The organism is Paenibacillus sp. FSL H3-0310, assembly GCF_038002785.1.
Lineage (GTDB): Bacteria > Bacillota > Bacilli > Paenibacillales > Paenibacillaceae > Paenibacillus_AQ > Paenibacillus_AQ odorifer.
The window spans coordinates 3,045,402-3,057,632 of sequence record NZ_JBBODC010000001.1 but is presented as its reverse complement, the minus strand read 5'-3'; the positions used below and the strand labels follow the sequence as shown (position 1 = coordinate 3,057,632).

General features: G+C 38.0%; 11 protein-coding genes and 1 pseudogene. 9 read left to right on the top strand and 3 right to left on the bottom strand.

Annotated elements, in window-relative coordinates:
* Window positions 1-113 precede the first annotated feature (113 nt).
* The 7 genes from MHH63_RS13670 (at window position 114) to MHH63_RS13640 (ending at window position 8,005) form a co-directional block, all read left to right on the top strand.
* Window positions 114-914: a GNAT family N-acetyltransferase gene (locus tag MHH63_RS13670; RefSeq protein ID WP_341171670.1), complete on the top strand. Its 801-nt coding sequence runs from the start codon at window positions 114-116 to the stop codon at window positions 912-914.
* A 34-nt stretch (window positions 915-948) separates the two neighbouring features.
* On the top strand, window positions 949-1,632 hold the full coding sequence (locus MHH63_RS13665; protein ID WP_341171669.1) for a response regulator transcription factor: 684 nt from the start codon (window positions 949-951) through the stop codon (window positions 1,630-1,632).
* Window positions 1,633-2,634, top strand: coding sequence for a sensor histidine kinase (locus tag MHH63_RS13660; RefSeq protein WP_341171668.1), 1,002 nt, complete (start codon window positions 1,633-1,635; stop codon window positions 2,632-2,634).
* A 95-nt stretch (window positions 2,635-2,729) separates the two neighbouring features.
* Window positions 2,730-3,413, top strand: coding sequence for an ABC transporter ATP-binding protein (locus tag MHH63_RS13655; RefSeq protein ID WP_076125806.1), 684 nt, complete (start codon window positions 2,730-2,732; stop codon window positions 3,411-3,413).
* Window positions 3,410-6,013 (top strand): ABC transporter permease, encoded by a 2,604-nt coding sequence (locus MHH63_RS13650; RefSeq protein WP_341171667.1) that lies wholly within the window; start codon window positions 3,410-3,412, stop codon window positions 6,011-6,013. The genes MHH63_RS13655 and MHH63_RS13650 overlap by 4 nt, the downstream gene beginning before the upstream one ends.
* A 143-nt stretch (window positions 6,014-6,156) precedes the next feature.
* Entirely contained in the window at window positions 6,157-7,551 is a 1,395-nt protein-coding gene (locus MHH63_RS13645; RefSeq protein WP_340394269.1) for a protoporphyrinogen oxidase, read from the top strand.
* A gap of 187 nt (window positions 7,552-7,738) precedes the next feature.
* Window positions 7,739-8,005: a CD3324 family protein gene (locus MHH63_RS13640; RefSeq protein WP_076184530.1), complete on the top strand. Its 267-nt coding sequence runs from the start codon at window positions 7,739-7,741 to the stop codon at window positions 8,003-8,005.
* A 64-nt stretch (window positions 8,006-8,069) separates the two neighbouring features.
* Here the strand turns inward: MHH63_RS13640 and MHH63_RS13635 are convergent, their stop codons facing one another.
* The gene (locus tag MHH63_RS13635) at window positions 8,070-8,867 is read right to left on the bottom strand and encodes a hypothetical protein (RefSeq protein WP_076184531.1); all 798 of its coding nucleotides are present in this window, start codon (window positions 8,865-8,867) and stop codon (window positions 8,070-8,072) included.
* 251 nt (window positions 8,868-9,118) lie between these two features.
* A pseudogene (locus MHH63_RS13630) lies at window positions 9,119-9,758 on the bottom strand (DUF2935 domain-containing protein).
* Window positions 9,759-10,083: 325 nt separating this feature from the next.
* Here MHH63_RS13630 and MHH63_RS13625 point away from each other — a divergent pair.
* Complete coding sequence (locus MHH63_RS13625; protein ID WP_076184532.1) at window positions 10,084-10,635, top strand: GNAT family N-acetyltransferase; 552 nt, start codon at window positions 10,084-10,086, stop codon at window positions 10,633-10,635.
* Between the two features lie 190 nt (window positions 10,636-10,825).
* Here MHH63_RS13625 and sleB read toward each other — a convergent pair whose 3' ends face one another.
* A complete protein-coding gene (gene sleB / locus MHH63_RS13620) occupies window positions 10,826-11,467 on the bottom strand; it encodes a spore cortex-lytic enzyme (protein WP_076184533.1) in 642 nt (213 codons plus the stop codon).
* Between the two features lie 175 nt (window positions 11,468-11,642).
* Between sleB and MHH63_RS13615 the strand changes: the two genes are divergently transcribed.
* Window positions 11,643-12,194, top strand: a complete 552-nt coding sequence (locus tag MHH63_RS13615; protein ID WP_076184534.1) for a YdhK family protein — start codon at window positions 11,643-11,645, stop codon at window positions 12,192-12,194.
* Window positions 12,195-12,231 lie beyond the last annotated feature (37 nt).

The following is a 12,231-nucleotide window of genomic DNA, read 5'->3' as shown; positions in this document are numbered from 1 at the left end:
CGGATTTTATAATAAGCAATATGCTGAATTATCTTATAGAATATACAAAGGGGATTTAATCTTTTTAAGTATTGATCAGTGATTTAGATAAATTGTTGGCGAGGAGTGTTCATATGCATGAATTATCTCAACAGGATTTTAATGAAGTGAAACCGTTACTTACAGGTGCTCCTATTCATCCTGAAATTCTCTCCATTATCGAGGGAAATAATCCGGGCTGGATTTTTGTAGATCAACTTGTAACACCAAAAAGCGCGTTGGTATGGAGTAAGGGGATGCAAGGATTTTATATTATAGGCGATCACACCAATGAGTTATTTATTAAGAGCTTAGATAGTTATATATCCAGTCATATTGCACCGAGGATGAAAAAGCTTGGGCTGGAGTATTTTGAAGTCTCAGGTCAACACAATGAATGGAATCTGGCATTGATGTTTCCTTCTAGGAAGCTATATCCTTTTGAACAAATGGTGTTCAAGTTATTCCACAAGCCCGTTGAGTCCCTTAATAATGCGATTAGAATTATAAATCTTAAAATGCTGGACTGGGAGGACTTAGATCTAAAGAATATAGAATTTGTACATGATAATATTGATTTATTCTGGTCATCGAAAGAAGACTTTAGGGCAAAAGGCTATGGATATTCTGCTGTTGAGGGAACTGAGATTATGGGTGTATGTTATTCTAGTTTCGTTACGGAGGATACACATGCTATCGGAATTGAAACTCTCTCCAAGTATCGGAATAGAGGAGTGGGGACTCATTTAGCGGCCTTAGTAGCGGAGGATATACTTACAAATGGTTTTACACCTTACTGGGACTGTTCATTAGATAATGAAGCTTCCCGAAAGCTAGCTCTCCGTTTAGGATTTCAGCAAATTCATCAATATAAGTGTAGTGCTTTTTCAATATGACGGTTTCGCAAATTATTAGGTTAGGATGAACATTATGAGAATATTGCTCGTAGAGGACGATAGAACGATTGCTTCAGGACTTGAATATTCCTTGCAGCAGGATCATTTTGAAACTATTTTATGTTATGATGCAACCTCTGCTAGGAGGGTGTTGGCGGAGCGGTTATCTGAAGTAACACTTTGCATTTTTGATCTCTCTCTACCGGATGGCAGCGGATATGATCTGTGTAAGATCGTGAAGGAGCGGAGCGATATTCCGGTCATCTTTTTAACTGCGATTGATGACGAAGTTAATGTAGTGATGGGACTTGATATGGGAGCAGACGATTACATAACTAAGCCATTTCGGATTCGCGAGCTGTTATCACGCATTAAATCGGTGTTAAGGAGATATAACAAGCAGGCTCAAACTCCATCTAATTTTGAACTAGAGAATATACGGATTAATACGTTTGAAGGAAAAGTTTATAAGAACGGCGATGAAGTTCTGCTAACAGCATTAGAATATCGTCTGCTTCTGATATTTGCTAATCATGTGGGACAAGTCCTTTCCAGAAATCAGTTGTTAGAGCGGATTTGGGATGTCGCCGGAGAATTTGTAAATGATAATACATTGTCTGTGTATATTAAACGCTTAAGGGAAAAGTTAGAGGATAACCCGCAAGAACCCACATTGATCAAAACAGTACGCGGTTTAGGGTATAAGGTTGGTGATTAGATGTTACGAAACAGAGAATTTAGATGGTTATTACTAACGATGTCTACGATCAGCCTTCTGGCGATTATAGTAACGGCATTTATTTCATCAGGGGCGATGGGGATCACCGCGGTAACTTCAGTTCTGCTTATAGGTTGTTGTTTATTATTTACCCGCTGGAGATACCGCGAAATTGAGAAGCTTTCAGGGTATCTACGTCAAATTAGCAGTGGTAATTATTCGCTCGATGTTCGTGATAATCAGGAAGGCGAGCTTAGTATCCTGAAAAATGATATTTATAAGGTGACGTTGATGTTATCGGAGCAGCGTTTGCTTTTGCAAGAGGATAAAATAAAGCTTACCAATGCGATCTCCGACATCTCCCATCAGCTCAAAACACCACTTACCTCCATGACCGTGATGGCAGATTTATTAAGCGATCCTGATCTGGACGTTGAGAAAAGAATAGAATTTACGCGGAAAATCAGCCTTCAGCTCGATCGGGTTGGCTGGCTGGTTTCTTCATTATTAAAGTTCTCAAAGATCGATGCCGGAACCATTCAATTTAAAAAAGATTCAATAAAAGTAAAGAAGCTTGTTCAGAAATCTATGGAGCCCATACTGATTCCAATGGATATTAAGGAGCAACGGATCCTAATCGAAGGTGAAGACGCTACCTCATTAATAGGCGATTACAATTGGACAACTGAGGCGATGATTAATATTCTGAAAAACTGTGTAGAGCATACACCTGCTGGGGGAGAGATTACGATTTCTTTTGCAGAAAACACGCTGTTCACGGAAATTGTCATTACTGATAATGGCAAAGGAATTCCTAAGGCAGAGATCCCCTATATTTTCAAACGATTCTACAAGGGTACAAATGCAAACGAAGACAGCGTTGGAATTGGACTTGCCTTGGCGCAAAGTATTATCACTGAACAAAACGGCACGATTGATGTGGTGAGTGAAGTAGGAAAGGGTACACAATTTCGGATCAAATTTTACAAGCAAGTGATTTAACACTTATGGCTTAGTGACTAGAATGTCACTTAAGAGTCACTGAAGAGTCATTGTAGACAGATATACTGATCTCATCAACAAATGGGGGTCTAACAATGGATATTTTAAAGATTGAACATCTGTCTAAAACATATGGTAAAGGCGAGACCGCAGTAAAGGCTCTGGATGATGTATCTTTTTCAATTAAAAAAGGTGAATTCGTAGCGATTATTGGACCATCCGGCTCAGGAAAATCAACGATTCTGCATTTATTAGGTGGGGTGGATAGACCGACAAGTGGTAAAGTATTTGTAGATAACACGGATATTTATGATTTGAATGAAACACAGCTGGCGATCTTTAGACGCAGACAAATTGGTCTTATTTATCAGTTCTATAATCTCATACCGGTGCTGACGGTTGAAGAGAATATCACACTTCCGTTGCTGCTCGATCAGCATAAAGTGGATAAGAAGCAATTTGCAGATACCGTGAAGGCGTTAAATTTGGAAAATCGTTTAAACCATCTGCCGAATCAGCTATCAGGCGGACAGCAGCAGCGGGTATCCATAGGCAGAGCATTAATTAGTAACCCTGCAATTATGCTGGCAGATGAGCCAACTGGTAATCTTGACAGCAAGAATAGCAGTGAAATTATTGAATTATTAAAAATGTTTAATAAAACGTATAATCAAACACTGATTGTGATTACTCACGATGAACGTATTGCCTTGCAAGCAGATCGGGTCATTACTATTGAAGATGGAAGGATCGCTAAAGATGAGGTGATTCGTCCGTGAATATCGTAAACAAATTAACTATAAGACATTTGAAACAGAATAAGCGAAGAACATTGGTAACTATCATTGGAGTTATCATTTCAGTAGCTATGGTAACGGCTGTGGCGACGTTAGGTTTTTCTTTTATGGAATTAATGAAGAAGCAAAGTATCTCTACAAATGGAGAATGGCATGTCCAATATAGAAATGTTACTAAAGCTCAGCTCAAAGCGATAGAAACAGATGATGCGACAAAAGCCCTAGTGATCTCCAACGATCGTGGCTACGCCCCTTTAGAGGGTGGGAAGAATGAGAATAAACCCTATTGGTATATCAAGGAATATAATGCAGCTGGTTTTAAACAATTTCCGATTGAACTGCTGGAAGGTAGACTCCCGAAGACAAACCACGAAGTAGTCATTTCTGAGGAGATTGCAAAGAATGCAAAAGTCTCTTACAAGATTGGTGAAACTTTAACGCTTGATGTGGGTGAACGTGTCACTAGCGATGATGAAAATAGTGGCCAACCCCTATCTCAGAATGAACGATTACGGACTGAAGAGGATACCTTGCTTGAAAAGATTATTCATAAAAAATCAATGAACTATACGATTGTGGGAGTGATAAAACGTCCTACTTGGGAACCAACATGGTCTCCGGGTTATACTGCCATAAGTTATGTGGATGAAAGCATGATTGGAGCAGCTGAAAAAACCACAGCGACGGTTGTATTAAAAAAGGTGGACAGCTCCATATACAAGCATGCAGAGGAATTAGCAAAAGAAAATAAGATCGAGTCGATCTCTTATAATAATAGTCTGCTCCGCTATTATGGTGTGACGAATAACGATGGCTTACGTAACACACTTCTTTCATTGTCAGTAATTATTATGGTTGTGATTATCATTGGTTCCGTTTCTTTAATCTATAATGCTTTTGCGATCTCTGTCTCGGAGCGTGCACGTCATTTAGGGATGCTCTCCAGTGTAGGGGCTACAAAGTGGCAAAAGCAGAATTCAGTGTTTTTTGAAGGAATGATTATCGGTTTAATTAGTATTCCAATTGGGATCATTTGCGGTATAGCAGGCATCGGGATCACTTTTATGTTTATCAATTCGATGATTCAAGATGTATTAGGGATAACTCAGAGATTAACGTTGATTGTTACACCTCTGTCTCTACTAACCGCTTGTTTAGTTTCAATACTGACAATTTTTATATCCACCTATCTTCCAGCCAGAAAGGCTTCAAAGATCTCGGCAATTGATGCGATCAGACAAACAACCGATGTTAAGCTCTCTGGTAAAGCGGTGAAAACATCCAAGTTCGTGCGCAGATTGTTTGGTATTGAAGCAGAAATTGGTTTGAAGAATTTAAAGAGAAATAAACGCAGGTACCAAGCAACCGTGTTCTCACTTGTCATTAGTATTGTTTTGTTTTTATCTGTATCAGCGTTCACTTCTAATATGAGAAGATCGGTAGAACTCTCACAGGATGGTTTGAACTATGATATCCAAGTATATATGGGGACTGAGGACGCTCAAAAAGTGGACCGGTTGACGAACTCGATATCCAAATTACCTAATATAACGGAATATAATGTGACTAGGGAACTCAGTGTGAGTTCATGGATTGATGAGAAAAATATGGCAAAAGAATTGCAAGAGATTGTGCAGGCGGATAAGAGTGTTCTAAAGAACGGGAAATATCCTTACTATATTCAGATCTATGCACTAAATGAACAGAGTTTGAAAACCTATGCAGAAACGGTCGGTATAAATTATGAACAACTAACGAAGCTTGATCAGATGACTGCTATTGTGAATGATACGGTTACCTTTGAGGATGAGAAAGCCAAAAAAATTGTTGAGACCAAAGCTTTTCACTCTGAAGTCGGCCAAAAGCTTGAGCTTATTTATACGGATTGGGATACCAAAAAAGAGACGGATTTATCACCAGTAAAAATTGTCGCTTTAACTGATAAACGTCCAATGGGAGTACATTCAGCAATGGTTGGTGGAATAAACATCATCGTCTCTGAACAAGTCTTCGATAGACTAACAAATGATGCGATGAGCAAAGATATTCAAAGCCGGCTTAACTTGAACAGCACAAACCCATTAGCAACACAACAAGCCATAGAGGAAATGAAAGAGCGGAATATCTATGTTCAAAATGTGTATCAAAATAGACAAAATAGTGAGCAGATGATCATGTTAATGTCTATTTTCACCTATGGTTTTATTGCTTTGATTACTTTAATATCAATTGCGAATATTTTTAATACGATATCAACTAGCATATCTCTTCGTAAAAGAGAGTTTGCGATGCTGAAGTCTGTGGGCATGACGCCAAATGGTTTTAATAAAATGATTAATTACGAAAGTGTTTTTTATGGAATAAAGTCACTACTATATGGGCTTCCGATTAGTATCGTTATTATGTACTTGATCTATAGATCAATGATGAGCAGCTTCTCTTATGGATTCACACTTCCGTGGATGAGTATCTTGTGTGTCATATTGGCAGTGTTTATCATCGTTAGCGCAGCCATGTTATATTCAAGCTCAAAAGTGAAAAAAGAGAACATTATCGATGCATTGAAACAGGAAAATATATAACTATTACCCCAACATTGCCGCGTTTAACGCGGCTTTTTTGTGTCATATCTGACACGTTGGTATGTAAATTCTTATAAATTCCTATGATATAATGTACACAATTGAATTGAACAGATTATAACCACGAGGTAGGTGTCAACGAATTGAGAACAGTTGTCGTGATTGGCGGGGGAATTACTGGATTGTCTACCGCTTACTATTTACAGAAATCTATAGAGCATAACAAGCTAGATGTAAAAATCATTTTGGTTGAAGCCAGCGATAGACTGGGCGGCAAAATCAGAACACTAAAACAAGAAGACTTCATTATGGAGTCTGGGGCAGATTCTATTGTCACTCGCAAAACGAATGTTGCACCTCTGATTGAAGAGTTGGGTATTCAAAATGAGGTTGTATATAACGCGACAGGAATATCCTTTATTTATACAGAAGGTAAACTGAAGCAAATTCCTAAAGATGCAGTCTTTGGCATTCCGCTCAGTATGGAGTCGCTTGCTACAACAGAACTGATCTCAGCTGAAGGAAAGGTTGAAGCACTCAAAGATTTCTACACTCCCAATAATAAGTTTACGAAAAACGATTCCGTGGGTGATTTTCTAGAAGCATTCTTTGGAAAAGAACTTGTCGAGAAGCAAATTTCACCGGTTCTTTCAGGTGTATATTCCGGGAAGCTAAGCGAACTTACAATAGCCTCAACGCTGCCTTATTTGATTGATTATAAGAATGAATACGGCAGTATTATTCAAGGCTTATCCGCAAATAAAGCCAAATTTCAAGGGAATGGTGATAAGAAGTTCATGTCATTCAAGGGAGGTGTATCTGCCTTGATCGACTCTATGGAAGAACATCTTTCTAATTCGGAGATCATCAAAGGGATTCGTGCCGAAAGAATTGAGAAGCGTGGAGAGCAGTACCAGGTAACTTTGGCAGATGGACGAATCATAGACTCCGATGTTGTCGTACTTGGAACGATGCATTCTACTGCACAAGCGCTACTTCAAGACGAAGAACTAAATGAAGATTTCAATCAGTTATATAATAGTTCTATGATTAGTGTATATTTAGGATTTGATATCCCCGACAGTCAGCTGCCTGCGAATGGCACAGGGTTCATCACTGCCAACAGCGATGATGTTCTATGTAATGCGTGTACGTGGACAAGTCGTAAGTGGGAGCATACGTCAGGACAACAGCGTCTGCTTGTCAGACTCTTTTATAAAAGCTCAAACCCTCATTATGATTCGTTGATCAAGCTATCTGAAGAGGAACTATTGAAGGTGGCTTTGAAAGATATACAGACCAGTCTCGGGATAACAGGACAGCCAGCTACCTACGATGTGACCAAATGGCATGATGTAATGCCAAATTACCATAAACTTCATCATCAAATTGTAGTATCCTTAGAGAAGAAGATGACAGACAGGTATCCTAATGTTATCCTTGCTGGATGCTCCTATTATGGTGTAGGCATTCCAGATTGTATTGCGAATGGAGAAAAAACAGCAGAGCGTATTTTGGAACAAGTAATTACACATTAAAAAGGAGGGTGTACAATCGTGAGAAGATTAGCGATCAGCTCTATGCAAAGTCTAGACTTATAAACAACGGCGGTTGTTTGTATAGAGCGAAAAATTGATTTTACCGCTAGTGCAGTGTGCATGGGTTGTTTAAAGAATAGACTTTGCTACCTTCAAACTCATAAAAAGTTTAAGGAGCAGAGCGATTATGAAATATGTAAATGCAGATACGATTTTCCCAAAAGAATTATTAGAGGAAATTCAGAAATATATCAACGGGGGTATGGTTTATATCCCTAAACCTGAAGAATCACATGTAAAATGGGGCGAAAAGTCAGGGAGCAGAAAATACTTAAGATCTAGAAACATCGAAATCTGTCTAAGGTTTGCTGTGGGTGCAACGGTTGACCAGCTTTCAGATGAATATTGCCTATCTAGGGATAGTATTAAGAAAATCATTTATTCAAAAAAATAGCTTATCATCCAAAAAAACCACGTTAGAGGAAACTCTGACGTGGTTATTGGAATTTAATTATAATTTAATCTGAAATACCATACTTTTTCCGATATTTATTGATCCCATCTACAAACTGTCCTTCATACTTCACGCCTTCTTCCATCTTTTTATTTGCGGCATTAATAGCTGTACTAGAAACCTTTGTTTTGTATAGTGCTTCTTTCATCATTGTCATTGCTTCTAATTGCAACTTAATCGCTTTTAAGTAGATTTCATGTAACGCCTGCAATTCTGTATTGGGTGCTTTAATCTTTTTCGCCTCTATTACCAACTTAGTGTAATTAGGAATGATCACATTATTAAAAGCTGTATAGCGTTGTTTTCTATTGTTACCTGTATCTATTCTGTTCTTTACATATGCCTCAGAGGCAATTTCGTCAAATTTAAAAATCGCTGCTATTTGATTAGAATAGGTTGTGAAATCTATTACTTCTTGTGGCGTTTTCATCTTTTCTTCATAATCTGCCTCAGATAGAACGGTAATAGGGAATCTTTCTTCAGACCAACCAGGAATGTTGAAGACTACTTCTGCAGAACCTTCTTGAACTCCTGTAATAATATAATCTGAGTAACCATCCAATTCAATGGTAAGTATAGATTCATCAGAAACTTCAGGTGTCAATTTTGCATATGTAAGACTGGTCATTTCAGCTAGTAAGCGAACTTTTATTTTTGTGGTCCCACCCACGGGAATAACATCACTAGATAAAGTAATACTCGCTTCGTTGAGCAATTTCTTATCAGCAGCAAACACAGTGGATGGCATTAATAGAGCAATAACCATAGTGCATAGTATCAAATATCGACCAAACCTTTTCATTTTCAATCATCCTTATCTATTGATTTTGTATTTACTGGTAGCAATCTCGTCTTCCATAAACTTACTATTCCTCCCTGAGTTTTACTATAAAGTGTTTCTTCTCAAATACCAACTACTTTTTGTGCTTTAAATCTCTATACATCGATTGGGAATGGATTACTGAATTAAATGAAGTCAAATATAAAGATAGATAGGGCGACAACCTGTATTTTTTGATACAAGTAGTAGCCCTATCCATTAAATATGTAATGCTATACGATTTGTTTATTCATATTCAAAGAGGCTTCAAATGCATCAATTATATACAGGAATCGTTCTGCTTCTCGGAATACATGATCCGCAAGCAATGGATGGATGATGCTCTTTATTCGGCATTCCTCAATAAGATCACGTGCCGCTTTCTTAAAGTCACGGAGAGATTTAACTGAGACTTTATTCTCGTCAAGTTGCTGACTGAGCAGGGGTTTGGTTTTCATTAATAATTGCGTCTGATAAAAGATCTAACCTACCCTGATTCAGTTCTTCCAGTCGATTTCGAAAATAGTTGGCTTCCCTACTGACATGATCCACTAATAAGGGAAAGTTCGTTCCGCCTGGAAGCTTACATTGTAGAATTAGACCTAGTATTTTCCTTTTAAACGCCCAGATATGTGAAGCTGCACTATGAACTTCCTCATTAAACTTCCATATTACTGCTGGATCAGAATCCACAGTGAATCCGAGTGATTTATTCTCTATGGCTTCGAATGTGGCATAGAAATGGTTTGCTTCATTAATTAGTTGCGTATCTTCACAACGAAACCCTAATTTAAGAAAAAAAGAGTGTTCTTTCATGATTCGTGACCAGAATCTTATTTCATCTAGAGGTCTCGAAACAAAAGGATCCGGCATATCTGAGTACACCCCCCATTTTCATACAATTATAATCTGCGTGAGGTTTGTACTATATCCGCAAAAGTTAAGACGAGTATATAGAAGTACAGTAGGTACGCTTAACTTAATTATCAAATATAAATGGTGACATTATATAAAAATCAATTCTAATCGAATATGGCATATAACTAGAGCGAGGTCGTAATTATACTAAAAAAGAAGTGACAATAGACAAGAAATTGTGGAGGTATGATGGAGATTAAGCTTGTTCCAGTAACCATAATATTTGAGTGATCTCCATAAATATATTCAGGAATTCGACAGAAGGTAAGGAGGGAACGACATGAATATCACAATCACCTTAACTGACAGTGCCTCGAAGTTTATTATTAACAACCTTTACCCACTATACTTACACGATCTATCAGAAATATGGGGGACGATTCCTAATCGATATGGGATATTCGAGGAGGACGAGACACAGTCACTGCAGGAACAGAATAAAGTCTTCGACATTTGGTGGGAGAAAGCTGGCATTTTGTATCCTTATTTAATAAAAGAAAATGATATTCCAGTAGGGTTTGCATTAGTTGCTACACCACCATACACACCGTCTGCTTGTGAATTCTATTTGAATGAATTTTTTATTCTACGGCCCTTCCGTGGTAAGGGGATCGCTGAATATGCGGCTAAGGAAGTCTTTAAGCTTCATTTGGGTAACTGGGAGCTGCAAACGAATCCCACGGATACAAATAGGAGAGCACAGCATTTTTGGAGGAAAACTTTAAAAGAATACACTGGTGATAGTTATTTAGAGGAATGCGGGAAGTCATATGATGATGAATTAAAGATGATTTTTACATTCAATAACCAAACAAAATTATCGAATCCATAAAAGGGGATTTCGAAGTTATGTTTAAGAATTCATTCCTAAAGGCAAAAGCTTATAAGTACAATTCACTGCAATATTTAGTGGCTTTAGTGCTTGGAATGGATTCTAACACAACCGAATAGGTTTTATAATAAAAGCCGATCTAACTATCGTAGTTAGATCGGCTTTTGTTGATCTTAACTATTTGAAGTATTTAACTCGCAAATATATGCTTACCAATTTTTAAGTTTTGCGGACGTGACCAAATCCATGCACTAGTTGCTGTATCGGGATTGAAATAATAGATTGAATGGTTTGTCGGGTCCCAACCTCGAACAGCATCAAGAGCAGCTAAATAAGCTGTCTGATTTGGTGTAAGCCAATACTGGCCGTCAGATACGGCTGTGAAAGCTCCTTTTTGGAATACAACTTCTTTGATATTGTCAGGAAATTGACTAGATTGTATACGATTCATGACTACTGCACCCACTGCAACTTGTCCAACATAAGGCTCACCGCGAGACTCACTGTAGATAACTTTAGCCAAAATATCCATTTCATTAATATTAAGCGTGTGTTTTTTTAAAATATTCCAAGTTTTTGTCCCCGAAATCCCATCAGCGCTTATGCCATAGGCCTTTTGAAATTTAGCAACCGCTGCTTTCGTCTGTGATCCGTATACCCCATCTAAGGGCTCAGTATAGAAATCAAGGGTTTTTAATCTATATTGTAGATCCCATACATCTCCTGAAGAACTTCCTATGGTTAATACCGGAGCTGCATTAGCAGAACCGATCATAGTAGCCATGCTCACCAGACCCAAAAGAAGCAACAAAGTGAATATTTTAGTCTTCATTATAGCAGCCTCCTTTCTGAAAACATTATAAATATAGTTTAAGCATTGAGACAATACTCATTTAATGGAAAATAAATTACTGTTTTACAAACTGTGAATCCTTAGTTCCGTTTGTGATTTTCTGAAATGGGTAAAATAATACTTATAGGCAGATAAAATTTCGGAGGTCTTTTATATGAAAAAGCAATTATTTCTACTAGTCGTCGCAGCTGCTTTCAGCTTAAGTGCTTGTAGTAATGACAATAGCTATGGCAATCAGATGTCTTCTAACGATACACAAATGGAACATAACTCACATTCAAGTTCAGGTGAAGTTCCAAAAGATCTGAGGGTAGCGGAGAATCCTACTTACAAAGAAGGAAGTGAAGCTGTGATCCAAACTGACCATATGGAAGGGATGAAGGGAGCCATTGCGACAATTGTGGGAGCTTATGAGACGACAGCATATAATGTTTCCTATAGACCTACTACAGGAGGTCAGCCGGTCACAAATCATAAGTGGATTATTCATGAAGAAATAAAAGAAGCAGAGGATATATCCTATCAACCAGGCTCAGAGGTCATTATGGAATCTGATCATATGAAGGATATGAAGGGTGCAACGGCTCAGATTAACTCAGCAGAAAAAACCACTGTCTATATGATTAATTACAAACCTACTACGGGTGGAGATGAAGTGAAAAATCATAAGTGGGTAACAGAAGATGAGCTTTCACCTGTAAAATAATAGATCAACACAAAAACTGCAACTTACTCAGTTACGC

Excerpts from the sequence above, each read along its gene's own strand:
- MHH63_RS13625 (WP_076184532.1), top strand. The coding sequence starts at position 10,084 with ATGAATATCACAATCACCTTAACTGACAGTGCCTCGAAGTTTATTATT.
- MHH63_RS13615 (WP_076184534.1), top strand. The coding sequence starts at position 11,643 with ATGAAAAAGCAATTATTTCTACTAGTCGTCGCAGCTGCTTTCAGCTTA.
- MHH63_RS13635 (WP_076184531.1), bottom strand. The coding sequence starts at position 8,867 with ATGAAAAGGTTTGGTCGATATTTGATACTATGCACTATGGTTATTGCT.
- MHH63_RS13660 (WP_341171668.1), top strand. The coding sequence starts at position 1,633 with ATGTTACGAAACAGAGAATTTAGATGGTTATTACTAACGATGTCTACG.
- MHH63_RS13665 (WP_341171669.1), top strand. The coding sequence starts at position 949 with ATGAGAATATTGCTCGTAGAGGACGATAGAACGATTGCTTCAGGACTT.
- MHH63_RS13640 (WP_076184530.1), top strand. The coding sequence starts at position 7,739 with ATGAAATATGTAAATGCAGATACGATTTTCCCAAAAGAATTATTAGAG.
- sleB (WP_076184533.1), bottom strand. The coding sequence starts at position 11,467 with ATGAAGACTAAAATATTCACTTTGTTGCTTCTTTTGGGTCTGGTGAGC.
- MHH63_RS13655 (WP_076125806.1), top strand. The coding sequence starts at position 2,730 with ATGGATATTTTAAAGATTGAACATCTGTCTAAAACATATGGTAAAGGC.
- MHH63_RS13670 (WP_341171670.1), top strand. The coding sequence starts at position 114 with ATGCATGAATTATCTCAACAGGATTTTAATGAAGTGAAACCGTTACTT.